The organism is Streptomyces sp. ICC4 (assembly GCF_003287915.1).
GTDB lineage: Bacteria > Actinomycetota > Actinomycetes > Streptomycetales > Streptomycetaceae > Streptomyces > Streptomyces tritrimontium.
Genome location: NZ_CP030286.1, coordinates 442,800 through 468,158 on the forward strand (window position 1 = coordinate 442,800; position 25,359 = coordinate 468,158).

A 25,359-nucleotide genomic window follows, 5' to 3' on the forward strand; every position below is an offset into this window, starting at 1 on the left:
GGAGGGTCGTGGGGGCGGGAGTTGGGGCGTACCGTATGCGTGCGCGGCGACCGCTGGAGTGGCGGCTGGAGTGGGTCTCGTTCATCCCCTAATGTGGCGATTCGTCGCAGTACGGCTGGTTGGGGAAAGGGACTCGATGGAGCACACCGTCGTCCGTTGTGCCGAAGGGCACGTATTCAGCACCGCTTCGTTCCCGCTGCAGCACCTCGGTGCCGGCCGGATCGGGCCGGGTCGGCTGCTGCGGTGTCCGCGCTGCGCGCGCCTGCGGCACGCCGTGCCCGTGGGAGCGGCGGCGAAGCGGTAGACACCGGCGCGCGGGGGTCCGCCTCGATTGGGGCGGCCCGCGCGCTCTGCGTATCCTCGGGACGTGCTTCTCTCTGATAAAGACATCCGGGCCGAGATCGACTGCGGACGGGTTCGCATCGACCCCTTCGACGAGTCGATGGTGCAGCCCTCCAGCATCGATGTACGTCTCGACCGGTTCTTCCGGGTCTTCGAGAACCACCGCTACGCCCACATCGACCCCGCCACCGAGCAGGCGGATCTGACCCGGATGGTCGAGCCGGACGGGGACGAGGCGTTCATCCTCCACCCGGGTGAGTTCGTACTCGCCTCGACCTACGAGGTCATCTCGCTGCCCGACGACATCGCCTCCAGACTGGAGGGGAAGTCCAGCCTGGGCCGCCTCGGTCTGGTGACGCATTCGACCGCCGGCTTCATCGACCCCGGGTTCTCCGGCCACGTGACCCTCGAGCTGTCGAACCTCGCCACGCTGCCGATCAAGCTCTGGCCGGGTATGAAGATCGGGCAGCTGTGCCTGTTCCGGCTCAGCTCGCCCGCGGAGTTCCCGTACGGGAGCGAGCGGTACGGATCGCGGTACCAGGGCCAGCGCGGCCCGACGGCCTCGCGGTCCTTCCAGAACTTCCACCGGACCCAGGTGAGGCACGAGGCATGAGTGACGGAGTGAGTGGCGCAGTGCGCGAGAACCTTGACTACGAGGGATTCGGGCGGGCCGTGCGCGAGCTGGCGCAGACCATCGCCGACGACGGCTACGAGCCCGACATCATCCTGAGCATCGCCCGGGGCGGGGTGTTCGTCGCCGGCGGGCTGGCGTACGCGCTGGACTGCAAGAACATCCACCTGGTGAACGTGGAGTTCTACACCGGCGTCGGCACCACCCTGGAGATGCCGGTCATGCTCGCGCCCGTGCCCGAGGCGATCGACTTCACCGACAAGAAGGTGCTGATCGCCGACGACGTCGCCGACACCGGCAAGACGCTGAAGCTGGTCCACGACTTCTGCCTCGGGCACGTCGCCGAGGTCCGGTCGGCCGTCATCTACGAGAAGTCCCACTCGCTCGTGAAGTGCGAGTACGTGTGGAAGAAGACCGACGAGTGGATCAACTTCCCCTGGTCGGTCGAACCGCCCGTCGTGAAGCGTGAGGGTCAGGTTCTCGACGCCTGAGGGTTGATGTTCGTGCGAAGGGGCCCGCCGCGCCGGAAAGCGTGGCGGGCCCCTTCGTCACGGTCACGTCAGATCGTGCCCAGCTTGATGATCGACAGCAGGGCCACCAGCTGGATCGCGGACGCGCCCAGCGCCTTCGGCCACGGCAGGTCGTGCGATTTGGCGACGAGCGAGGTGAAGAGCGCGCCGGCCGCCACCCAGGTGGCCCAGCCCAGCACCTGGACGAGCATGTTGTCGCCGCTCAGGAACATCGCGAACAGCAGGCGAGGCACGTCGGTGAGGCTCATGACCAGCATCGACAGGCCCACCGTCGGCTGCCACGCCCCGTCGCCGCCCAGCTGGCGGGCCAGCGTGTGGGTGACGGTGCCGAGGATCAGGCCGCAGATCACGAAGGCCACGCCCGCCGACAGCACGATCGGGATGGCGTTCGGCAGGGTCGCGTTGAGGACGTCCTTGCGGGTGTCGTCGAGGCCGAAGACCGCGAGCAGCCCGTAGAGGAAGGTCACGATCAGCGCCGGCCCCCAGACGGCGTAGTCACGCATCTGGAGGAAGGTCGGCCCCGGCCGCGTCACGATGCCGCGCAGCAGTTCCTTCCACGGCAGCCGCGGACCGGTGGGGGCGGCGGCCTGGGCCGCGCCGGCCTGGTAGGTCCCGCCCTGGTTGTACGGGTACGGGTCCTCGCCGAAGACGAAGGCGCGGGTGTGCCCCGGGGCGTCGCCCGGGTTTCCGCCGCCGTGCCCGTACCCGGGGTCCTGGCCGTAGCCGGGTCCCGGGCCGGGACCCGCGTGCGGGTCGAAGTACTCGGGCTCGCCGTGGCCCCCGGGGGCGGCCTGCTGCGGCCACTGCTGGGGGGCGTAGGGCTGCTGGCCGTACGGTGCGGGCTGCTGGGGCGCCTGGTGGGGCGCCTGCTGCTGACCGTACGGCTGCTGCCGCGGGGGTTGTTGCGGGGTGCGGTTGTTGTCCCGGCCGCGTCCGATCCTGAATCCAGCCACGTGATCGAAAGTACCCGCTCCGGAGCGGCCCGGTGGCCGAGGTGCCGGAAGTGGCCCCCTTTGCGGCTGACCTGTGACATCCCCTAGGGGGTCCTGGAGAGGCTTCTCAGGGTGGGTTACGCGGCTGCGCGGCAGTCTGTTGATCCCCGTTACACGCTCGATGGAATACGGACATACCGGGCCCGTAGCTTCGTTGGTGTCGCCGCAGCCCGCGAAGCACGCACGAGTGCGTATGAGTGCGTATGGGTGCGTATGAGCACGTACGAGCATGAGAAGAGCCCCGAAATGCGCAGCCCCCGCCGCCGCACCACCCTCCGTACCGCCGCCGTCGTCGCCGGTGCGGCCGTCGTCCTGGCCCTTCCGGTCGGATCCGCCTTCGCGGACTCTCCGGCCGCCCCGGAGCCCCAGGCCGTGCCCGGCGCCGGCGCCGACCAGCCGCGGGTGGACCCGCAGGTCGATCCGCAGGTGGACCCGCAGGTGGACCCGAGCGTCCCGCCCACCACGCCGACCGTGACGCCGTCGGTCCGGGCGTACGTCACGACCGTGAAGCTGGCCGACGGGTCGGTCGCCAAGGTGTACAAGTTCGGCGACGGCCACTTCGAGGCCGACGTCTTCTCCGGCGACGTCAAGCTCGACACCCTGGTCAGCAAGGGCGGCGCGGCGGCGTACGGCCAGAACAACGGCCTGCACGTGGTCCTCCAGCCGAACGGCACCGTCACCTCGTGGGTCGAGGGTGCGACGCCCAAGCCGAAGCCGAAGCCGAAGCCGAAGCCGAAGCCGGTGGAGAAGGTGGAGAACTCGGTACAGGTCGCCATGCCCGACGGGCGGAACGCGAGGCTGATCGACAGTCCGAACGGCAAGCGCGTCGAGATCTCGATGCCGAACGGGAACCTCCTCGGGACGATCGATCTGAAGCACCCGAACGCGGTGAACGACGGCTGGACGTACAAGCTCGTCCAGGACGGGAAGCGCGTGAAGTTCGTCGTCATCGACGGCAACAACGGCGGGAACAGCTGGGTGTACGACTTCGCCACCGGCAAGCTGATCGAGAGGTACGAGGTCGCCAAGGACGGGAAGCAGCCCGCCAAGCGGCCTGCGGTCCAGCCCGTGGTTCAGCCCGTGGTCAAGCCCGTCGTCCAGCCCGTGGTGACGGACGCGGCGGCCGACACGGCGAAGGCCGGCGACCGGGTCGTGCCCAAGGGCGGCGTGAAGGCCGGTGCGGAGGGTGTCATGCCGGTGGCCGCCGCCGGTGACGACTCGCTGCTCCTCGCCGCCGGCGGCGGCATGGCCGCGCTCGGTGCCGCGGGCCTGGGCTTCGCGATGCTGCGCCGCAGCCGGAGCGACCGGTCCTGATCCGCCCCGGACCCCGGACCCCGTACAGCGGAACGGCCCGCCCCCACAGGGGGCGGGCCGTTCCGCTGTACGTCGCCGCGCGGGCTACTTCGCCCCGGCTTCGGTCCCCGGCTCGGCCGGGGCCTCCGCGACGGGCTTCGCAGCCGCCTCGGGCTTCGCCGCAGGCTCCGGCTCCGCCTCTGCCACGGGCTCCGCAGCCGTAGCCGCAGCCGCAGCCGCAGGCGCCTCGGCCACCGGCTCCGCAGCAACCGCCTCCGCAGCCACCGGTTCCGCCACCGGCTCCGGCTCTTCCACCGGCTCCGGGATCTTCACCGATTCCAGCAGCAGCTGCGCCACGTCCACGACCTGGACGTGCTCCTTCGCCTGGCCGTCGTTCTTCTTGCCGTTCACCGAGTCGGTCAGCATCACCAGGCAGAACGGGCACGCCGTCGACACGATGTCCGGGTTCAGGGACAGGGCCTCGTCGACGCGCTCGTTGTTGATGCGCTTGCCGATCCGCTCCTCCATCCACATCCGCGCGCCACCGGCGCCGCAGCAGAAGCCCCGCTCCTTGTGGCGGTGCATCTCCTGCTGCCGCAGGCCCGGCACGGCCGACATGATCTCGCGCGGCGGCGTGTAGACCTTGTTGTGCCGGCCCAGGTAGCAGGGGTCGTGGTACGTGATGAGCCCGTCGACCGGGGTGACCGGGGTGAGGCGGCCCTCGTCGATCAGGTGCTGGAGCAGCTGCGTGTGGTGGATGACCTCGTACTCGCCGCCCAGCTGCGGGTACTCGTTCGCGATGGTGTTGAAGCAGTGCGGGCAGGTGGAGACGATGCGCTTCGCCGACTTCGGCTTCTTCGTCTCCGGGTCCTCGTCATCCTCGCCGAACGCCATGTTCAGCATCGCGACGTTCTCCTGCGCGAGCTGCTGGAACAGCGGCTCGTTGCCCAGGCGGCGCGGGGAGTCACCCGTGCACTTCTCGTCGCCGCCCATGATCGCGAACTTGACGCCCGCGATGTTCAGCAGCTCCGCGAAGGCCTTCGTGGTCTTCTTCGCCCGGTCCTCCAGCGCGCCGGCGCAGCCGACCCAGTAGAGGTAGTCGAACTCGGAGAGGTCCTCCGCGTCCTTGCCGATGATCGGGACCTCGAAGTCCACCTCCTTGGTCCACTCGACGCGCTGCTTCTTCGCGAGGCCCCAGGGGTTGCCCTTCTTCTCCAGGTTCTTGAGCATCGTGCCCGCCTCCGACGGGAACGCGCTCTCGATCATCACCTGGTAGCGCCGCATGTCGACGATGTGGTCGATGTGCTCGATGTCGACCGGGCACTGCTCGACGCACGCGCCGCACGTGGTGCAGGACCACAGCACGTCCGGGTCGATGACGCCGTTCTCCTCGGCCGTGCCGATCAGCGGGCGCTCGGCCTCGGCGAGGGCGGCCGCGGGGACGTCCTTCAGCTGCTCCGCCGTGGCCTTCTCGTTGCCCTCCATGTCCTTGCCGCCGCCGGCCAGCAGGTACGGGGCCTTGGCGTGCGCGTGGTCGCGCAGCGACATGATCAGGAGCTTCGGGGACAGCGGCTTGCCCGTGTTCCAGGCCGGGCACTGCGACTGGCAGCGACCGCACTCGGTGCACGTGGAGAAGTCGAGGATGCCCTTCCACGAGAACTGCTCGACCTGCGAGACGCCGAAGACGTCGTCCTCGCCCGGGTCTTCGAAGTCGATGACCTTGCCGCCGCTGGTCATCGGCTGCAGCGCGCCGAGCGCCACGGCGCCGTCCGCGTTGCGCTTGAACCAGATGTTCGGGAAGCCGAGGAAGCGGTGCCAGGCCACGCCCATGTTGGTGTTCAGCGAGACCACGATCATCCAGATCATGGAGACGCCGATCTTGATCATCGCGGTGATGTAGATCGCGTGCTGCAGTCCGCTGAAGGTGAGGCCCTTGAAGGCCAGCACCAGCGGGTACGAGGCGAAGTAGGCGGGCTCGTAGCCCTCGACGTGGTGGATCGCGCCCTCGAGGCCGCGCAGGCACAGGATGGCGAGGCCGATGGTGAGGATGACGTACTCGACGAAGTACGCCTGCCAGGACTTCGAGCCGGCGAAGCGCGACTTGCGGCCGGCCCGGGAGGGCAGCGACAGCAGTCGGATCGCCATCAGCACGAGGATGCCCACGACCGTCATCAGGCCGATGAACTCGGTGTAGAGCTCGAAGGGCAGGAAGTCGCCGACGATCGGCAGCAGCCAGTCCGCCTGGAAGAGCTGTCCGAACGCCTGGACCAGGGTGGGCGGCAGGGTCAGGAAGCCGATCGCGACGAACCAGTGCGCGAAGCCGACGAGGCCCCAGCGGTTCATCCGGCTGTGGCCGAGGAACTCCCGGACCAGGGTGAGCGTTCGTGCCTTCGGATCGTCCGTACGGCTGCCGGCCGGTACGGGTTGTCCGAGCTTCACGAAGCGGTAGATCTGCGCCACGGCTCGGGCGAGCAGCGCGACACCGACCACGGTCAGGACCAGCGACACGATGATCGCGGCGAGTTGCATGGAAGGGCTCCTCGGGCGGCACTTACTAAGCGGTAACTTATCCAGTCAAGGCTTGAGGTTACCCAGTCCCGACGCCGCAATGTAGCCGAGCGCGCGGTGATCTGCGTCGCTCGCCCGCACCTCGGGCACTCCCCGGGTCTCAGGCCCGCCTGTGCCGCCAGGCCGCCCGCGGGGTCTGCGCGAGGATCTCCAGGTCCATCCCCAGCCAGTGGTTCTCCACATAGTGCCGGTCCAGCAGGTCCATCTCCTCCCACGGCAGGTCCGAACGCGCGCTCACCTGCCACAGCCCGGTCATCCCGGGCCGTACGAGGAGCCGGTCGGGCCGGTCCGACGCGCTGTTCCCGGGGCGCGGCCCGACCAGCGACATCTCCCCGCGCGCCACGTTGATCAGCTGGGGCAGCCCGTCCAGCGCGCAGCGTTCCAGCGCCGCCCCGGCCCGGCCCTTGCCGACCCGGAACCGCCAGGTCCGGTACGGCCGCCCGCCCAGCCCGGCCGCCGGTTCGCGTACGAGGACCCGCGCGCCCTGGGCCGCGTACAGCAGGCCGGCGAGCAGGGTCAGCGGCACCGCGAGCAGCGCCAGCAGGAGGAGCGCGCCGGCCAGGTCGAGGGTGCGCTTGGCGGAGGGGGCCCGCCAGACGGGCACGGCGATCGGCAGGTGCATGGGGGCACCGTGCCCCACGGGCCGGGGGAAGCCGGTGCGCCGCGCTGCGCGGTTCCGCGAGGGTCCCCCGCTCGGCCGCCTTGCGCGTAAGGAACGCCTAAAGGTTGAGCCCCCTCGACTCAGCTCTGTTGACGGGCGGTCCGGGTTGGTGCATTCTTGAGCCTGTTCCACTCAAGTCAGCTGGAGGAATCAAAATGGCACGTGCGGTCGGCATCGACCTGGGCACCACTAACTCCGTCGTCAGCGTTCTGGAAGGCGGCGAGCCCACCGTCATCACCAACGCCGAGGGCGCCAGGACCACGCCGTCCGTCGTCGCCTTCGCCAAGAACGGCGAGGTCCTCGTCGGCGAGGTGGCCAAGCGCCAGGCGGTCACGAACGTGGACCGGACCATCCGCTCCGTCAAGCGCCACATGGGCACTGACTGGAAGATCAACCTGGATGGCAAGGACTTCAACCCGCAGCAGATGAGCGCCTTCATCCTGCAGAAGCTGAAGCGCGACGCCGAGGCGTACCTGGGCGAGAAGGTCACGGACGCGGTCATCACCGTCCCGGCCTACTTCAACGACTCCGAGCGCCAGGCGACGAAGGAGGCCGGCGAGATCGCGGGTCTGAACGTCCTTCGCATCGTCAACGAGCCGACCGCCGCCGCCCTGGCGTACGGCCTCGACAAGGACGACCAGACCATTCTCGTCTTCGACCTCGGTGGCGGCACCTTCGACGTCTCGCTCCTCGAGATCGGCGACGGCGTCGTCGAGGTGAAGGCCACCAACGGTGACAACCACCTCGGTGGCGACGACTGGGACCAGCGCGTCGTCGACTACCTGGTGAAGCAGTTCCAGAACGGCCACGGCGTCGACCTGGCCAAGGACAAGATGGCGCTCCAGCGTCTGCGCGAGGCCGCCGAGAAGGCGAAGATCGAGCTGTCCTCCTCCACGGAGACCTCGATCAACCTGCCCTACATCACGGCTTCGGCCGAGGGCCCGCTGCACCTGGACGAGAAGCTCACGCGCGCCCAGTTCCAGCAGCTGACCGCGGACCTGCTCGACCGCTGCAAGAACCCGTTCCACAACGTCATCAAGGACGCGGGCATCAACCTGTCCGAGATCGACCACGTGGTCCTGGTCGGCGGCTCCACCCGCATGCCGGCCGTCGCCGAGCTCGTCAAGGAGCTCACCGGCGGTCAGGACGCCAACAAGGGCGTCAACCCGGACGAGGTCGTCGCCCTCGGCGCGACCCTCCAGGCGGGCGTTCTCAAGGGTGAGGTCAAGGACGTCCTGCTCCTCGACGTGACCCCGCTGTCCCTCGGTATCGAAACCAAGGGCGGCATCATGACCAAGCTCATCGAGCGCAACACCACGATCCCGACCAAGCGGTCCGAGATCTTCACGACGGCCGAGGACAACCAGCCGTCCGTGCAGATCCAGGTCTACCAGGGCGAGCGCGAGATCGCGGCGTACAACAAGAAGCTCGGCATGTTCGAGCTGACCGGCCTGCCGCCGGCCCCGCGTGGCGTCCCGCAGATCGAGGTCTCCTTCGACATCGACGCGAACGGCATCATGCACGTGACCGCGAAGGACCTCGGCACGGGCAAGGAGCAGAAGATGACCGTCACCGGCGGCTCCTCGCTCGCCAAGGACGAGGTCGACCGCATGCGCCAGGAGGCCGAGCAGTACGCGGACGAGGACTCCCGCCGCAAGGAGGCGGCCGAGTCCCGCAACCAGGGCGAGCAGCTCGTCTACCAGACGGAGAAGTTCGTCAAGGACAACGAGGACAAGGTCCCGGCCGAGGTCAAGGACGAGGTCCAGGCGTCCATCGACGAGCTGAAGGAAAAGCTCAAGGGCGAGGACACCGCCGAGATCCGCACCGCGACCGAGAAGCTCGGAGCGGTCAGCCAGAAGCTGGGCCAGGCGATCTACGCCGACGCGCAGGCCGCCCAGGGCGCGGCCGGCGGCGCCGGTGACGCGGGCGAGTCCAAGGCCGCCGACGACGACGTCGTCGACGCCGAGATCGTCGACGACGAGAAGCCGAAGGGCGGCGCTGCCTGATGTCGGAGGAGACCCCGGGCTTCGACGAGAAGCCCGAAGTCCCCACCGGCGCGGGCGCGGACGACGCGGCCGCCGAGCCGAAGACCGCCGACTCCTCGAAGGAGAAGTCGGCGGCTCCGGCCGGGGACGTAAGCGCGGATGTGGCACTGCTCGCCCAGCTGGACCAGGCCCGCACCGCGCTCGGTGAGCGCACCGCGGACCTGCAGCGGCTCCAGGCGGAGTACCAGAACTACCGCCGTCGCGTGGAGCGGGACCGGATCGCCGTCAAGGAGATCGCGGTCGCGTCCCTCCTGACGGAACTGCTCCCGACCCTGGACGACATCGGCCGGGCGCGGGAACATGGCGAGCTGGTCGGCGGCTTCAAGTCGGTGGCCGAATCGCTGGAGACCGCCGCGGCCAAGATGGGCCTGCAGCAGTTCGGCAAGGAGGGCGAGCCCTTCGACCCGACGATCCACGAGGCCCTGATGCACTCGTACGCGCCGGACGTCACCGAGGACACCTGCGTGGCGATCCTGCAGCCGGGCTACCGGATCGGCGAGCGCACGATCCGCCCCGCGCGGGTCGCGGTGGCCGAGCCCCAGCCGGGCACGGCGCCGAAGTCCGAGGCGGCGGAGGCCCAGGCCCCGTCGGACCCGTCGGACCTGTCGGCCAAGGACGCGGATGCCCCCGACGAGGGCTGACGCTGAACACGTGGGACCAGCAGGACCAGCAGGACCAGTAGGACAAGAGGCACGAGAGGAGGGACACCGGGGATGAGCACGAAGGACTTCGTCGAGAAGGACTACTACAAGGTCCTCGGTGTCCCGAAGGACGCCACCGAGGCCGAGATCAAGAAGGCGTACCGGAAGCTCGCCCGCGAGTTCCACCCGGACGCCAACAAGGGCGACGCCTCGGCCGAGGAGCGCTTCAAGGAGATCTCCGAGGCGAACGACATCCTCGGCGACGCCAAGAAGCGCAAGGAGTACGACGAGGCCCGCGCCCTCTTCGGGAACGGCGGCTTCCGCCCCGGCCCCGGCGGGGCCGGCGGCGGCTCGTTCAACTTCGACCTCGGCGACCTCTTCGGAGGCCAGCAGCCGGGCGGCGCGGGCGGCGGCTTCGGCGGCGGCCTGGGCGACGTCTTCGGCGGGCTCTTCAACCGCGGCGGCGCGAGCGCCGGCGCGGGGACCCGCGTCCAGCCGCGGCGCGGCCAGGACATCGAGTCGGAGGTCACCCTCTCCTTCACGGAGGCGGTGGACGGGGCCACGGTCCCGCTCCGGATGTCCTCGCAGTCGCCCTGCAAGGCCTGCTCGGGCACCGGCGACAAGAACGGCACGCCCCGCGTGTGCCCGACCTGCGTCGGCACCGGCCAGGTCTCGCGCGGCAGCGGCGGCGGCTTCTCGCTGACCGACCCCTGCGCGGACTGCAAGGGCCGCGGGCTCATCGCCGAGCACCCCTGCGAGGTCTGCAAGGGCAGCGGCCGGGCCCGGTCCTCCCGGACCATGCAGGTCCGGATCCCGGCGGGGGTCTCCGACTCCCAGCGGATCCGGCTGCGCGGCAAGGGCGCTCCGGGCGAGCGCGGCGGCCCCTCCGGCGACCTCTACGTCGTCGTGCACGTCGACGCGCACCCGGTCTTCGGCCGCAAGGACGACAACCTGACGGTGACCGTCCCGGTGACGTTCGCGGAAGCGGCGCTGGGAGCCGAGATCAAGGTTCCGACCTTGAACGGCCCCTCGGTGACGCTGAAGCTGCCCCCGGGCACCCCGGGCGGCCGTACGATGCGGGCCCGCGGCAAGGGAGCGGTCCGCAAGGACGGCACCCGCGGCGACCTGCTCGTCACGGTGGAGGTCGCGGTCCCGGCCGAGGCCGAGCTCAACGACAAGGCCCGCGAGGCCCTGGAGCTGTACCGCGAGGCGACGGCGTCGCACGACCCGCGCTCCGCGCTGTTCGAGTCCGCGAAGGGAGCATGACATGGACGGCCGCCGCAGGAGCCACTACCAGCTCACGGACGAGACCCCGGTCTACGTGATCTCGGTGGCCGCCCAGCTCTCGGGCCTGCATCCGCAGACCCTGCGCCAGTACGACCGCCTCGGCCTGGTCTCGCCGGACCGCACGGCCGGGCGCGGCCGGCGCTATTCGGCCCGCGACATCGAACTGCTCCGCACGGTGCAGGCCCTGTCGCAGGACGAGGGCATCAACCTGGCTGGCATCAAGCGGATCATCGAGCTGGAGAACCAGGTCGCCGCGCTCCAGCAGCGCGTGGCCGAACTCTCCAGCGCGGTCGACGGCGCGGCCGCCGTCCTGCAGCAGCGCGAGGCCCAGGTCCACGCCTCGTACCGCCGCGACCTGGTCCCGTACCAGGCCCCGGCACCGGGCAGCGCCCTGGTGGTCTGGCGCCCGACCCCGAAGCGCCCCCTGGACTGAGCGCGGCCCGCCCGCACGCGCGCGCAGCACGCACGAAGAAGGCCCCGCCCGGATGATCCGGGCGGGGCCTTCTCGCTTACGGGACTGCCATGCGGACTCGGGGCCCTCCGCTGGGCCTCGGCTAGTAGCCGAAGACCGGGAGTTCCTTGCCGCGAGAGTTCCAGAGCCGCGCCGTGCCGCCCTCGGGCTCGCTGAGTGTCAGGCGGTCCGGCTCGTGGGTCACTCCACCCAGCAGCCCGCCCTTCCCGGGAACGGGCCATTCGACGGTGAGGTAGTCACCGGGAGCGAGTTCGAATTCCGTTCCCTGGGGTTCGAACTGGACCGTGAGCGGGGTGTTCGGTCCGGCTTGGACGATGAATTTCACAGTCGGCACTTGGTCACCAGTTCTCCAGGTAGTAGTCCATCAAGTCCGCCCGGGGTTTGGCGCTCGGGTTTTCGCGGCCGGCATCCTTGGAGTCCTTCGCGATCTTTCGGTAGCCGTCGCGGACAGCCTCGATGTCCCGGCGAAGGTAGTTTTTCTTGACCTTCGCGAGCTGCTCCGGGTTCATGAGGTCCTCGTTGCCCGGCACCCCGTCGGGGCTAGTCCTCTTCTTGTTGTTGCCCCACAGCTTTCCCTTGCCGAAGGCATCGTCAAGGCTCTTTCCGCCGTAGCGCTTGGCAATGATCTTGAGCTTGATGAAGTCCTCCGCTCCGGCAGCGGCGGCTCGTGGCTTCGGCGGGCCGGCCTTGTCCAAGGCGATCGCCTTGTCCATCCTCCTCGCCTCACCGATGATCTTGATCGCCTTGGCCCACTTCGCCCAAGGCAGGTCCATCGCAGCGGTCAAGCAGCCCTTCGCGGACAGGGTGGCACAGGCCACCCAAGCGGCCGCGTCGGGGGCGATGACGAGCAGGAGGAAGTCGCCGACGAGAGCCGCCCCGGGGGACCTCTCGTACGAGAACAGGCCGAGAGCCGCAGCGCCGTCGCAGAAGGAGTCCTGGCTGTCGATGTTGAAGCACCGCGATGTGCTCAGCCAGAACTTCAGCCGCTCCTGGTAGGTCTTCTTGTCCCCCGCGTAGCGGACTGCCAGTTCCTTCGCGGACGGGAGGCGCCCACCGTTGAGGTGGGTGTCGCCGTAGCTGTCGACGGTGACAGTGACGGCGGCTTCCACGGGCTCGACGTCCTCTGGATCGTCGGGCTCGTCCTCGTAGTACCCTCCGTTGGTTCCGCCGCCGCCCCCGCAGTACCCGTGTCCGTAGCAGCTTTCGAGCCCGGTCGGGTCCATCTGCGAGACGGGGTTGTTGTTGGCGTAGTTGTACCCGTTCATCTGGAGCGGGTTGGTGATGTCGATGACCGGGTCGACGGAGATGAAGCGTCCGGTGGTCGGTTCGTACTCGCGGGCGCCGATGTGGGTCAGGCCCGTGGTGCTGTCCTCGACACCGGTGCCGAGGAAGGTGCGGCTGCCGGACCAGTTGGTGGCCATCGCACCACGCTGGTTGCCGTACGGGTCGGACTTGCGCCGGGTCACCGGCTGCCCGGTCTTCTGCTCGACCGAGATGGTGGCGGTGTTGTGGTGGTCGGCCAGCAGGACCGTCAGTTTGTGGGCGGTGGCACTGCCGCGGGTCTGGCGCACCGTGGTCGGGGCGCCGGCGCTGCCGTAGTAGCGGACGGCGTCGACCGCCTCGCCGGCCTTGTTGACGGTGACCTCGGTCTCGCCGAGGTAGAGGGTGCGGCTGCTGCCGGTCTCCTCGATGATGCGGTTTCCGTCCGCGCCGTAGATGTAGGTGGTGGTGCTGTCGGTGAAGGTCCACTGCTGGGCGGCGGCGTTCGCGGTGCAGGTGAAGACGTGCAGGTCGTTGCCGTCGACCGGGTTGTCGTTGGGGACGGTGATACAGGCGTTGGCCGCCGCGTTGTAGAGCGACTTGTCGCCGGCGCGGTACGTGAACTTCTGCTTGGGGCTCCCGTCACAGGTGGACAGGCGGGCGTAGAGGCCGTCCGCGGTGAGGCACTTGTCGAGCGCGCGAACGGTGTCGCCGGTCAGGCGCCACTGCTGGGCGCGGGTCTCGTTGCACGGGTACAGCTGGACGGCGGTGCCGTCCGCGTTGGAGCCTTCGGCCACGTCGAGGCATTTGCCGGCCAGGCCGGTGACGGAGACGGCCCCGATGCCCGGGCTGGTGGCCGAGGTGAGCTTGTTGCTGCGGTCCCAGTTCAGGGTCTGGGTGTCCGCGTCGATCTTCCGGGTCTTGGTGTTTCCGGTGGCGTCGTACTCGTAGGTGGACTGGGAGAGCAGCGTGGTGCCCTGCTTCCTCTCCACCTTGGTGAGGGCGTGGGGCCGGGTCTTGGACAGGAGCTGGCTGCCGCCGGGGGGATCGACGCCGTAGGTGTACGTCGACGTCTGGTCCAGTGCCGAGTTGGTGAGGTTGCGGTTCACCAGCTTGGTGCGGTTGCCGATCTTGTCGAACTCGTACTCCTGCCAGTACCCGTCACCGTCCGGGCCGGCGGTGACGTCGCTGAGCGAGGGCCCCGTGCACGCGGCGGTCTTGCCGGTCCAGGCTTTGGTGAGCTGGCCCATCGGGCTGTAGGAGAAGCACTGCCGGTCGATCAAGCCACCCGGCCGGGTGTCCGTGATCGAGGTCGGGTTGCCCACCACGTCATAGGTGTATGACAGTGCCGAGAGCCGGTGATCGCCCGGCGTCTCGCGGTCGGAGATCGACTGTGTGACGCGACCGGTGTTCGGGTCGTGCAGATTGGTCGTCCACACCCGGTTAGGGGCCTTGCCCGACGCGGTGCGCAGGACCTCGGCGAAGGGGCTGTAGACCGTGTCCGCCGTGTACCAGGACAGGCCCGACATGGTCTCGGGCAGGCCGTCGGCGTTGTACCGGGTGATCAGCTTCTCGGCCGCGAGGCCACCCGGGGTTGAGGGAAGAGTCGTCGACTGCAGCCGGCCCGTGGGGGTGTAGGTGCTGGTGTAGGCGTAGGTGCCGGCCAGTCCCTTGGTGGCGGCGGTGTCGGGGATGGTGAGCTTCGTCCCGGTGGGGCGGTACTCGCTGTCGTAGCCGGTGGTCTCGGTCTTGTACGCCGCCCCGTTGACGTGCGACGTGGCCGAGACGGGCTTGCCCTTTCCTCCGGTCAGGGTGTCGTAGGTCCACGATGCCGTCAGGAGTCCGGTCGCGGTGTCCTCGCGCGACTCGGTCTTGCGACCGAGCTTGTCGTAGGTGCTGTAGGTCCGCTTGCCGGCCGCGTTCTCGGCCCAGATCTCCTGGTCGAGGTCGTTGTAGCCGAACGAGGCACTGCCCATGTCCGGGTCGGTGGATGCGACCAAGCGGCCACGGGCGTCGTGCGAGTACGTCCAGTCGTTGCCGACCGAGTCGCTGACCTTGCTCAGGTTGCCGCGCACGTCGTACGCGTACGCGGTGTCGTTCCAGGTGGTCAGATCGGTGGCCGTGTACTTCTGGACCAGCGTCGTGCGGTTCAGCACGTCGGTCCAGGTCTTGGTGGCCTGGCTGCCCGCCAGCGGAGCGGAACCGTTGGCGGACATCCCGCTGCGTGTGATGGTCCAGTCACCGCCGTGCGTGATGACGTCGGAGTGGTGCGCAGTGCCCTCGTACAGCGTGGTGTTGAGTACCGGGCGGCCCTGACCGTCATAGGCGGTCACGGTGGCGTTGGGGACGTGGAAGTCCGTCTCCGGGACGAAGATGTTCTTGTCCGGCTCCCCCACCGCGTAGTAGCCGTTGTTTGCCCGGCGGACGGTGCCGTTCTCGCCGAACAGTTTGTCGCTGACCACGCGGCCGCCGCCGATGGCTTCCGTCTGGGTCTGACGCGGGCGCAGCAGGCCGTCGTAGATCTCGATGGAGCTCTCGTAGGTGCCGTTGTCCCGCAGGGTGCGAGAGGTCACGGCCGGGGGGTCGTGCTCGGTGATCTGGTACTCGAAGGTCTGCCGGGCCTTGTCGATGGCCGGGTTCTGGGACGGCGTCCACACCGCGGAGGTACGGCCCAGGGGGTCGTACTGAGTGGTGACCTTGCGGTTGTTCTGGTCCGTGACCTCCAGGACCGCACTGCGGCCCGGGTCGAACTTCGTGGACGACTTGTGGGTCAGCGTGTTGGTTGAGGTCTGGGTGAAGACCGGACCGGTCGCCGGGGTGAACGTCGTGCTGAGCGCGTTGCCGGCGGGGTCGTAGGACTTGACCACGCGGCCGAGGGCGTCGTACTCGAAGCGCCCCGTGTTGATCCAGCCGGTGCCCGCTCCGTCCTGGGTGTCCGTCTGGAAGGGCAGGCCCTTGACCGGAGCGGTGCCGAAGGCGTTCAGGGCGTCGTACGAGGTGCGGGTGTTGGACAGGACGGTGCCCGTGGCCGCCTGCGCACAGGTGCCGGACGTGGCGCGGACCTTCTGCGGCAGGCCGATCAGGTGCTTGGCCGTGTTGTGGACGTATTCGGTGGTGGTGCAGCTCTGGTCGTTCACCGTCCAGCCGCCGGAGCCGTTCGAGGTCATGACTTCGGTCTGCGCGGTGGTCTTCAGGCCGTAGGTGGGCTCGAAGGTGTCGGTGGCACGCGTCAGGCGCATCCCGCCGTTGCTGATCGCCTCGTACCCGTCGGTCCGCGAGGTGTCGACGCGGAAGGCTTCGAGGGGGGTGGTGCCGTCCCGCGGCCGCGAGCCCGTCTTCTTGAACTCGTACCAGGTCAGGTCGCGGCCGGCGACCGTGGCGCCCGCCCCCGCCTTGGTGTACGTGATGGTCTCCGCGACCTTGCCCTGGTACTGGGACAGGTCCTCACCGAGGGTCTCGGTGTTGGTGGAGTCCTTGACGGTGATCACCGCGCGGCCCGCGTCGCCGGACATGCCGCGGAAGTAGCGGCTCCGGGACTGGGACTGCTCGGTGGCGTCCGCCATGCCCGCGTTCGCGGTGACGCCCTTGGTCGTGACGACCGAGGCGTAGCCGCGCCACTGGTTGTAGGTGCGCAGTTCGGGCTTGGTGAACTCGTCGTCGTCCTTGGCCCAGGCGGCGGCGCCCTCGTAGGTGTAGCTGGTGGTGACGTCGGGCTGCCGGGCGACGCGGTCCTTCTCGGTGACGCTGTCGACGAGGTACTTGTTGAACCACTCCAGCGGCGGAGTCTCCAGCTCACCGTCCGGGGACCAGTGGTTGGGGAAGCAGCGGGTGGTGTTCTCCTCGGGCTTCGGGTGGGTCGTGCCGACCGCGCACGGGGCGGAGTAGTCGACGTAGACCTCGCCGCCGGTCTCGTTGCGGATGGTCTCCACACGGAGGCGGTCGTAGTCCGGGGTGGCGTCGTTGGCGCTCTTCGCGACGCGGTTGGGCATGTCCTGGACGTTGGCGAGGAAGGAGACGGCCGGCAGCGAGGCGCTGAGCTGGTTGCCGTTCTCGTCCTTCTTCGTGCCGTAGCCGGTGCGCGTGATCGACTCCAGCCACAGCGGCGGGTGGGTGTCGGTGCGCTGCTTGGGGAACGACTGGTCCAGCGTCCACGTGTCGACCTTGGACAGGTCGGTGGTGCCCTCGGTGCGCTGGCCGTAGGTGGTGATGCCGGTCAGGCGCTTGCGGGTCCAGAAGCTGGGGACCGAGACGTAGCAGGTCTCATCGGTGAACGTGCAGTTCAGCGTGGACGGGGTGTCCCACCAGGGCTGCTTGAGCTCGTAGTTCTTCGAGGTGAACTCGGCGTCCTCGCACTTCGTGGCGCCCTCCGCCTTGCAGCGCTCGGCCACGGTGAACTCGACCTTGGCGGCCGGGGGGCCGGAGAGGTTGTCCGAGCGCAGGCCGTAGGAGATCTGCGAGGGGTAGCCGCCGCGGATGTAGCCGACCTGGTCCTTGTTCTTCTCCTTGACCTTCTCGTTCTTGGAGTAGCGGTTCTCTTCCCGCTTCCAGTCGATGATCAGGGCGTTGCCGTGGACGTCCTCGACGTAGTCGAGGTTCCAGCGCCAGGCCTGCTTGCAGGAGGAGTCCGCGAACGCGGTCGCGTGGCAGGGCTCGCCGGTGTGGTTGCCGAACACGGGGACGTTGAAGACCGAGTCCGTGACGGCCCGGGTGCCGGCGCCGTCCACGTCGTGGCGGCCGAAGAAGTACTTGGTGCCGTCGCGAGCGGTGACCTGCCAGTACTCGCCGTCCTTCGCGCCGTTGGCGACGTTCGCGTCGGTCTTGCGCTCGACCTTGGAGCCGTCGTCGTTGGCGGGGATCCAGGCGCCGGTGGCCGTGTCGTGGACCAGCTCGGTGCTGCTGCCGCCGAGCGACATCACCATGTTGTCGCCGGCCCAGCACAGGTCGTTCTTCTTCTTGTCCGTGCTGTTGTCGTTGTTCGGCGCGTTCTTCAGGTCGGCCGAGCAGGAGCGGTAGCGCCGCTCGACGAAGCCCGGGTGGTAGTCCCAGCCGTCACCGATCCACGAGGCCTGGCCGTTGGCGACGGAGGTCTTGCCGTCCACCGCCTGGGAGCCGTAGGACAGGGAGATCTTCGGCTCCGGGCCCGCCGGGGGCGCCGGGACACCGAGGGGGTAGCTCCAGGAGAAACCGCCGCCGCTGCCGCCGGCCGTCCAAGTGCCGGACGGGGAGAGGGAGGTGGCCTTGTACGTGCCGCCCGCGCCGGAAGCGGAGTCCGTGGCGGCCAGCACGGTGGGACCGCCGCCGCCGACGGCCATGGTGCGCATGCCCTGGCCCGGCGCGGTGGCCGGATCGACGGTCGCGCGGACGGTGCCCGTGGCGGGGTCGTTGGTGCTGGGGATGTGCTTTGCGGCGCTGCACTCGGGAACCAGAGGCGTCGTCAGGAAGCACGCGGGGAGCTGCTTGAGCTCCAGACGCGTGGACCACTCGGTGCCGTAGAGGTCCTCGAACTGCTTGTAGTCCAGCTGCACGTCGACCGGGGTCGAGCCTTCGGCCGGCGGCGTGACCTTGATGATCGCGCCGTCGAGGCCGGCGGCCTCCGTGGCCGTGCGGGCTTCGACGGACACCGCCCAGGTGCCCGATGGGGCGGGCGGGGTCGGGTTGCTCTCCGTGGGCGAGGCCTTGCCGATGCTGATGGGCAGCGTGCCCGCCTTCACCAGGGCGGTTCCGCTGCCGGCGCTGAGCGCGACGTCGGCCGAACCGGCCGCCGGAGGCGTCACCTTGGAAGGTTCGTACCCCGCCGGGGGCTGCCCGGGGGCGCCCGCCCAGCCCTCCAGTTTCGCGGCCTCGACCTTGTCCAGCTTGGCCTTCAGATCGGCCTGAAGGTCGGGCAGCTGGACTCCCGAGCGTGGGCCGGGCGTCGCCGCCCAGGCCTGCGCCGGCAGCAGAGTGGCCAGCAGCACCACGGAGAGCGTGACTCCGGTGCGTGCCATGTGTTTGCGCGCCTTCCCGTTTCCGGGCAGGCGCAAATTACGCGCCGCAAAGGGCGACATGTTTCCCCCCATACCGCTGCCGTCCGGTTATCGGACACCCGGACGGCAAAGGATTGACAAATTGCCAGCAGATCTTGGAGGGATTGGTCGGCCGAAGTCCACCGCAACCGGGGTTGGAGTGGCCTTAATCACTCAATGAGATTCATATGTTGGTGAAAACCGGGTGATTCAGTGTCACCGGCCTCTGGAAGTCGGCCAGTTGGGGGGTGTTTTGCGCCGATGGATAGTCCATGATCGGGTCGCACTTTTGTCATCAAACGGCAAAGTGGAATGCGTGCGTTCGATTTGGCGCCCGAGGGGGAGAAGTAGAAATGCTTGTCAGCGATTCCGAGACCGAGGTGGCGGTCGTGGCCGACGAACCACCGAAACCCCGGTGGTTCCGGCGCCGCCGGAATATGGGCGGAATGGCCGCGCTGCTCGCGCTGGCGGTGGCCGTACCGGTCGGCGTGCAGGTGGGCGGGGACGGCGACCGGGGGAAGAAGCCCGCCGCCCGGGGGGCCGGTGCCCCGGTCACGGCGTCCGAGGCGCGCGAGCGGGCCGCGGAGAGCGGCAAGGACGTCGAGGTCACGGCGGACCGGAGCTCCAACACGACGACCTGGGCGCAGCCCGACGGCGTGTTCAGGAAGAACATCTCCAGCTCCGCGGTGCGCGCCAAGGTGGGCGACCAGTGGAAGTCCATCGACACCAACCTCGGCAAGACCGCGGCCGGTTACGCCGCCAAAGCCGTCAACGGGAGCGTCGTCTTCAGCGCCGGGACCGCCGGGACGGCCGGGACCGCCGGCGCCGCGGCCGGCGACGACCGGGCCTCGCGCGGCGTCGTGCGATCGGCCCTGACGGTGGACGCGCCCGGCCAGGTGTGGACGGAGCTGGTGCGCCTGGGCGTGGACGGGCACGAGATGACGGTGAGCTGGCCGGGCGTGCTGCCCGAGCCGGTCGTCGACGGCCCGCGCGCCCTGTACGAGAACGTGCGCCCCGGCATCGACCTGCTGATGACCGCCCAGGACGGCGGCTACTCGCACCTCCTCGTGGTCAAGGACAAGCAGGCGGCCGCGGACCCGCTGCTGGCCGAGCTGAACTACCGGCTCGCCTCGCCCGACCTGTCGTTCCAGCTCGACGCGGAGTCCGGCTCGCTCTCGGCGCGCGACGACAAGGGCGAAGAGGTCGCCGGTTCGCCGTCCCCGCTCATGTGGGACTCCTCCGGCAAGGTCCGCACCACGGACGACGTCCCGGCGTGGAAGGCCCCGGCGGCCGCGAAGGACCACCCCACCCTGGGCCTGCCCGGCCTGGCGGGCGCGGAGGGCGCGCACCTCTCGGTCGCCGCGGCCTCCTTCGCGGAGGGCACGCTGTCGCTGAAGCCCGATACGACGCTGCTGAACGCCGCGGACACCGTGTTCCCGGTGTTCGTCGACCCCTCGTTCAAGGGGCGCAAGAACGCCTGGTCGCTGCTCTACAAGACGGCGGGAAGCACCAGTTTCTACAACGGACAGAACTACAACGCGTCGGGCACGAACGAGGCCCGTGTCGGATACGAGGCGGACTCCGGCGGCACTTCTCGTTCGATCTTCAACTTCGCCTTCGGCAATGAGCTGCACGGCGCCGGTATCCAGACGGCCACCGTGCGCGCCTTGCAGACCTATTCGTGGTCGTGCTCGCGCAAGAAGATGGACATCTACTCGACGCACCTGGTCACCTCGTCGTCGAACTGGAACAACACCACCGGCTGGTGGGGGAACAAGGTCGCGGAAGAGGACGCGGGTTACGGCTACAACTCCTCGTGCCCGGACAACTGGGTGGCCCCGGACATCAAGGGCCTGGTGACGCAGGCGGCGAGCAGCGGCTGGACGCAGCTGGCGCTCGGCTTCAAGGCGCCGAACGAGTCGGACTCGTACTACTGGAAGAAGATCCTCGCCAACGGTGAGAGCGCCCCGTACATCGAGATCACGTACAACTCCCGGCCGGACACCCCGGTGGCGACGAACATGAGCACCTCGCCCGGTGGCCCGTGCCTGACGAGCGGCACGGGGACGAGCATCGGCAAGACGGACGTGTCGTTCCAGATCAAGGGCAGCGACCGCGACGGCAACCTCAAGCTGCTGCAGCTGGAGGTCTGGGACGCGGTCAGCGGCGCGAACGTCTGGAACGAGTGGATGCAGGTGAACAGCTCAGGCGTGGTCACCCGCAGCGTGCCCTTCGCCAAGTTCACCTCGGGCCGCAAGTACTACTGGCTGGCGCGCGCCCAGGACGCGGACGGATGGTGGTCGCCGGGCTCCGGTCCGGCCGACTCCGGCTCCCCGGGCTGGTGCACCTTCACCATCGACCACACGGCGCCCGCCAACCCGGCCGTCCGCTCCTCCCACTTCCCCGCGCCGGGACCCGACGGAGCCGAGTGGAGCCTGAACCCGGCGAGCACTCCCGACCAGTTGATCGAGGTCCTCGGCAACGGCACCGCGGCCGCGGACATCCGCGAGTACCAGTGGAGCCTGAACCACCCCACCTGGGAGAACAAGGTCACGCCGTGGCAGAACGACCTGGCCTCCATCAAGCTCCAGGTCGACACCGCCGGACCGAACGTCCTGTACGTCCGCACCGTCAACAAGGCCGGCAACATCTCCGTGCCGACCGAGTACCTCTTCTACGTCCAGGCCCGCCCCGGTACCGACACCCCCGGCGACGTGACCGGTGACGGCTCGCCCGACCTGCTGGCCATCGACAAGGACGGCAACCTGCGCACCTACGCCGGTGACAAGCAGGGCGACACCGACGCCTTCATCCCGGGCGCCGTGGAGAACGGCAAGCCGGTCGCGCCCGGCTACTGGAAGGACGCGGCCACCGGCAAGGCCGCGCTGATCGGGCACGCCACCGACTGGCACCCGGGCGACGGCCTGACCGACCTGATCGCGGTGATGCCCGACGGGAAGATGTACATCTACCCGGGGACCGGCACCGGCCAGTTCGACGTGGGCCGCCGCCAGGAGATGCAGCTCCCCATCAGCGCGCCCGATCCGGCCACCTTCCGGCAGATCGTCGTCACCGAGGACATCGACGGCGACGGCCTGGGCGACCTGTTCGCCCTGGACGCGGACGGCTTCTGGGCGTTCTCCGGCTACACCGGGTCGAGCTTCGCCTCGTACCGGAAGATGGCCACCGGCTGGGCGGCCCGTGACATCGTCGGCGTCCGCGACGTGTCGGGCGACAAGATCCCCGACCTGCTCTTCCGCGACAACGCCAACGCCAACCGCGGTCTGGCGCTGCGCAAGGGCAAGGCGGGCGTCAACGGCGGGGCCGATCTGACCTCGCTGCAGTTCGCGGCGAACGCCGAGGGCGGCGTGGACCACACGTACGCCACCACCGGATGGGGCCGCGCCGAGTACCCGCGCGTCCTGGGCAGCCCCGACGCCAACGGTGACGGGATCGCCGACATCTGGGGCGTCGGCACCACCGGCAACCAGTGGCTCATCCAGGGCGGGGCGGCCGTCGTCGGCGGACCGGCCGGCCGGGACGAGGACAACTGGCACACCTTCCTCGGCATCGGATAGCGGGAGCCGAAGACGACCGCACCACGAAGCGGCGCCCCGCCCCGGCCGAGAAGCCGGGGCGGGGCGCCGCTCGCGTTCCTCAGAGGTCGTGGTCCTCCAGGATTCCGGACTGGGCGATGAGGAAGCCGAGCTGGGCCCGGCTGCCGCTGCCCAGGGAGGCCGCCAGTTTGGCGATGTGGGCCCGGCAGGTCCGTACGTTCATCCCCAGCCGGCGCGCGATGGCCTCGTCCACGTGCCCCTCGATGAGGAGCTGGGCGATGGAGCGCTGCACGCCGGAGATGCCACCGGGGGTGTGCCGGTACGTCACCTCCGCCGTCAGGGGCACGGCGCGGTGCCACAGCTGCTCGAACACCTTGATGAGGTAGTCGACCAGCCCCGGGTGGCGCAGCTCCAGGGCCGTGCGGCGGTCGTCGCTCGTCGGGATGAAGGCCACCGTGCGGTCGAAGATCATGAGACGCTCTATCAGTTCTTCGAGCGTGCGGATCTCCACCTTCCCGGCGGAGATCCGGTCCACGTACGCGAGCGTGCCCTGGCTGTGCCGCACCGTGTGCTGGTAGAGCGTCCGGATCCGGACCCCGCGGTTGACCAGGGGGGCGGCGCGCTCCAGTGCCTCGGTGAGGACGGACGTGGACCGGGCCCCGCCCGGTTGCACGGTCAGCACCTCGGTGTGGCACTCGGCGGTGGCCAGGTCCAGGGCGGCGTGGATCTGGTCGAAACCCTCCAGCACGGTGATGGCGTGGGTGTTCGAGGGGCTCTGGGCGCTGATGGTCAGAAACGGCTCGAATGCGTCGGTGAGATCTATGGTGTCCCGGCGCCGGTCCTGAATTTCCCGTTCGAGCGGGTGCAGTCGTTGTGCGAGTGCGACGGACGGGGGAACCGCGCGCAGCTGGTTCGCGTCATCCGGGTCGGGTCTCAGGAGAGCGAATTCGAGCAGGCAGGGGGCGTGCTCCACCTCGGTCCGAGCCACCCGGCCGGTGCTCAGCGCCGCCGTGTAGAGCCGCGTCCCCTCGGCGCACATGGACGTGACGGGGTGGGGATGTGTCGGTTTTGTGTCGCTTCTGGGCAAATCTCCACCCCCCAGGGTCCTGAACATGCAAGAACATGATGCATCGTCCCTGTGGCAGTGACGTGCCCGAATGAGCCATCGTCTGACACGCGGGGGAGAAGATTTCCATCAAGTGAGGACGAAGCCGACCATGTACAAGAGAATGCTTCGCTCGGTACTTGCCATTGGGTTCTCCGCCGTTGCGGTCTTTGGGGCAGTCAGCGCCGTCGGCGGGGACGTGGGGGGCACCGAGACGACAGCGGGGACGATAGGCAGGCCCGATCTCGGCTGGGACACCACTCCCCACGAGCTCGGTACGGCCTCCGCCGCATCCACCCACGACCTTGGCTGGGACTGATGACCCCCGACGACAGCGGCTTCCGCCGCGAGATGGCCTCAGCGTACCGCTCAGGCTGGCAGTTCATCGATCTCACCAGTGCCATTCCCTATGCCGGTGACTCGTTGAAGGTCACCCTCTTCGGTCAGCCGATCATCGTCGTGCGAGAGGAAGACGAGGACGTCCGGGCCTACCGGTGTCTGCGTCGCCCGCGCGGCGCCCCGCAGCCCGTCCGCTGCGAAATCCGGTACGGCATGGTCTTCGTCAATCTGGACCAGCGTGATCATCAGCTATTCGAGCCCGAATCCGCAGCCACCCCCCGCAGTGCCTGAAGCGATTCCCCCGTCGTCGCAGATCGCTCAGGCGCTACCCCCACACAGCGACGCCATCGTGGACCTGACCACGATGGCGTCGTTGTGATGTCCGTGTCCAGTGGTTGAACCGGACAAGGTCGCGCGGGCCGTGATGCCCGCCGCCGGCCGCCCGGCCCGGCACCCCCGCCTTCGTGGCCCACCGCCTCTCGCCCCCGCCCCCCGCCGACCCGCGCGTCCCACCCGCGCCCCCACTCCACGGCGCGGGGCCGCATGCCCCGCATCGACTCCACGTCGGGGAAGGCGCCGGCCGCGGGGTTCTGCCGGCCGATGCGGTAGAGGCCCTCGACGACGACCTCGCCGGTGGCCTCCGGGTCGCCGTAGCGCCGCGGGACGTCCCGGGTCAGGTTGCCCTCGGGGTGCCGGGCGGGGGCGCCGACGGCCTCGTCGAGGTCGGTGCCCGGGTTGTGGCGCGCCTACTCCAATCTTCTGTCTATTAACTCCTAGGTCTCCGACGAATCACGCAGTGTCCCCTCCCATGCCTCCCCCGGACCGGGCCTCCCTGCTCGACGGGGTGCGCTTCGCCTTCGGGACGCTCACCGTGCTGCCCGCCCGCATCACCCGCTGGGACCGCCCGGCCGCCCGCACCGGCATGGCCTGCGCCCCGTTGGCCGGGCTCGTCGTGGGACTCCTCGCCGCCGTGCCCGGCGTGCTCCTGCTGCTGTGCGGCGGCGGCCCGCTGCTGGCCGCGGCCGTCACCGTCGCCGTGCCGGCGGCCCTGACCCGCGCCCTGCACCTGGACGGCCTCGCCGACACGGTCGACGGACTGGGCAGCGCCAAGCCGGCCGAGGCGGCGCTGCGCATCATGAAGCAGTCCGACATCGGGCCCTTCGGGGTGGTGGCCCTGGTGTTCGTCCTGCTGGTGCAGGTCGCGGCGCTGTCGAACGTCTACGCCGACAGCTGGGTCCGGGGCGCCCTCGCCGCCGTGGTCGCCGCCGTCACGGCCCGCCTCGCCATGACCTTGGCCTCCCGCGACGGAGTCCCGCCGGCCCGCCCCGGCGGGCTCGGCGCGGCCGTCGCCGGCGCGGTCCCGCGCGCCGCGGCCGCCGCGATCGCCGCGGTCACGGTGGTGCTGGCCGCCGCGGCCGCGCTCCCGCTGGGCCTGCCGCACGCCGGCCAGTACGCGGCGGCGGTCCTCGCGGCCCTGCTGGCGGCCGAGCTCCTGCTCCGCCGCTGCGTACGCCGCTTCGACGGGGTCACGGGCGACGTCTTCGGAGCCCTGGCCGAGCTGTCGGCCACGACGGCCCTGGTGGTCCTGGCCCTGGGGTGAAGCCCTTGGGGTACCCGTAGGTGAACCTTAT

General features: G+C 69.5%; 17 protein-coding genes. 11 read left to right on the forward strand and 6 right to left on the reverse strand.

Annotated elements, in window-relative coordinates; translation table 11 throughout:
• Positions 1–367 precede the first annotated feature (367 nt).
• A complete protein-coding gene (gene dcd / locus DRB89_RS02195) occupies positions 368–955 on the forward strand; it encodes a dCTP deaminase (RefSeq protein WP_112446214.1) in 588 nt (195 codons plus the stop codon).
• Positions 952–1,464 carry a phosphoribosyltransferase gene (locus tag DRB89_RS02200; RefSeq protein WP_112446215.1) on the forward strand — a complete coding sequence of 171 codons (513 nt, stop codon included), beginning with the start codon at positions 952–954 and terminating at the stop codon, positions 1,462–1,464. The genes dcd and DRB89_RS02200 overlap by 4 nt, the downstream gene beginning before the upstream one ends.
• A gap of 68 nt (positions 1,465–1,532) precedes the next feature.
• Here the strand turns inward: DRB89_RS02200 and DRB89_RS02205 are convergent, their stop codons facing one another.
• Positions 1,533–2,456: a Yip1 family protein gene (locus tag DRB89_RS02205; RefSeq protein ID WP_112446216.1), complete on the reverse strand. Its 924-nt coding sequence runs from the start codon at positions 2,454–2,456 to the stop codon at positions 1,533–1,535.
• A 252-nt stretch (positions 2,457–2,708) separates the two neighbouring features.
• Between DRB89_RS02205 and DRB89_RS02210 the strand changes: the two genes are divergently transcribed.
• Positions 2,709–3,809 carry a hypothetical protein gene (locus tag DRB89_RS02210; RefSeq protein WP_162688446.1) on the forward strand — a complete coding sequence of 367 codons (1,101 nt, stop codon included), beginning with the start codon at positions 2,709–2,711 and terminating at the stop codon, positions 3,807–3,809.
• 84 nt (positions 3,810–3,893) lie between these two features.
• Here the strand turns inward: DRB89_RS02210 and DRB89_RS02215 are convergent, their stop codons facing one another.
• Both DRB89_RS02215 and DRB89_RS02220 read right to left on the reverse strand, forming a co-directional pair.
• Positions 3,894–6,317, reverse strand: coding sequence for a (Fe-S)-binding protein (locus tag DRB89_RS02215; RefSeq protein WP_239515983.1), 2,424 nt, complete (start codon positions 6,315–6,317; stop codon positions 3,894–3,896).
• Positions 6,318–6,456: 139 nt separating this feature from the next.
• Positions 6,457–6,978, reverse strand: a complete 522-nt coding sequence (locus tag DRB89_RS02220; RefSeq protein WP_112446218.1) for a sugar transferase — start codon at positions 6,976–6,978, stop codon at positions 6,457–6,459.
• 194 nt (positions 6,979–7,172) lie between these two features.
• Here DRB89_RS02220 and dnaK point away from each other — a divergent pair, with 194 nt between their 5' ends.
• The 4 genes from dnaK (at position 7,173) to DRB89_RS02240 (ending at position 11,423) form a co-directional block, all read left to right on the forward strand.
• Positions 7,173–9,023, forward strand: a complete 1,851-nt coding sequence (gene dnaK, locus DRB89_RS02225; protein ID WP_112446219.1) for a molecular chaperone DnaK — start codon at positions 7,173–7,175, stop codon at positions 9,021–9,023.
• Positions 9,023–9,703: a nucleotide exchange factor GrpE gene (gene grpE / locus DRB89_RS02230; protein ID WP_112446220.1), complete on the forward strand. Its 681-nt coding sequence runs from the start codon at positions 9,023–9,025 to the stop codon at positions 9,701–9,703. Before dnaK ends, grpE begins: the two co-directional genes overlap by 1 nt.
• Positions 9,704–9,775: 72 nt before the next feature.
• Complete coding sequence (gene dnaJ, locus DRB89_RS02235; protein WP_112446221.1) at positions 9,776–10,969, forward strand: molecular chaperone DnaJ; 1,194 nt, start codon at positions 9,776–9,778, stop codon at positions 10,967–10,969.
• Between the two features lies 1 nt (position 10,970).
• Entirely contained in the window at positions 10,971–11,423 is a 453-nt protein-coding gene (locus tag DRB89_RS02240) for a helix-turn-helix domain-containing protein (RefSeq protein WP_112446222.1), read from the forward strand.
• A 121-nt stretch (positions 11,424–11,544) separates the two neighbouring features.
• On the opposite strand, the gene DRB89_RS02245 is transcribed toward DRB89_RS02240, so the two are convergent.
• Together DRB89_RS02245 and DRB89_RS02250 are read right to left on the reverse strand one after the other, a co-directional pair.
• The gene (locus tag DRB89_RS02245) at positions 11,545–11,796 is read right to left on the reverse strand and encodes a hypothetical protein (RefSeq protein ID WP_162688447.1); all 252 of its coding nucleotides are present in this window, start codon (positions 11,794–11,796) and stop codon (positions 11,545–11,547) included.
• Between the two features lie 4 nt (positions 11,797–11,800).
• A complete protein-coding gene (locus DRB89_RS02250) occupies positions 11,801–18,709 on the reverse strand; it encodes a ricin-type beta-trefoil lectin domain protein (RefSeq protein WP_239515984.1) in 6,909 nt (2,302 codons plus the stop codon).
• Between the two features lie 371 nt (positions 18,710–19,080).
• On the opposite strand from DRB89_RS02250, the gene DRB89_RS02255 reads away from it, so the two are divergent.
• Positions 19,081–22,305: a DNRLRE domain-containing protein gene (locus DRB89_RS02255; protein WP_162688448.1), complete on the forward strand. Its 3,225-nt coding sequence runs from the start codon at positions 19,081–19,083 to the stop codon at positions 22,303–22,305.
• Between the two features lie 79 nt (positions 22,306–22,384).
• Here the strand turns inward: DRB89_RS02255 and DRB89_RS02260 are convergent, their stop codons facing one another.
• Positions 22,385–23,398, reverse strand: a complete 1,014-nt coding sequence (locus tag DRB89_RS02260) for a helix-turn-helix transcriptional regulator (protein ID WP_112446225.1) — start codon at positions 23,396–23,398, stop codon at positions 22,385–22,387.
• 103 nt (positions 23,399–23,501) lie between these two features.
• On the opposite strand from DRB89_RS02260, the gene DRB89_RS02265 reads away from it, so the two are divergent.
• From DRB89_RS02265 to DRB89_RS02275, 3 genes are all read left to right on the forward strand, one after another.
• Positions 23,502–23,708, forward strand: coding sequence for a hypothetical protein (locus DRB89_RS02265; RefSeq protein WP_112446226.1), 207 nt, complete (start codon positions 23,502–23,504; stop codon positions 23,706–23,708).
• On the forward strand, positions 23,708–24,019 hold the full coding sequence (locus DRB89_RS02270) for a (2Fe-2S)-binding protein (protein WP_112446227.1): 312 nt from the start codon (positions 23,708–23,710) through the stop codon (positions 24,017–24,019). The genes DRB89_RS02265 and DRB89_RS02270 overlap by 1 nt, the downstream gene beginning before the upstream one ends.
• A 517-nt stretch (positions 24,020–24,536) precedes the next feature.
• Complete coding sequence (locus tag DRB89_RS02275) at positions 24,537–25,328, forward strand: adenosylcobinamide-GDP ribazoletransferase (RefSeq protein WP_112463193.1); 792 nt, start codon at positions 24,537–24,539, stop codon at positions 25,326–25,328.
• The last annotated feature ends 31 nt before the right edge of the window (positions 25,329–25,359 follow it).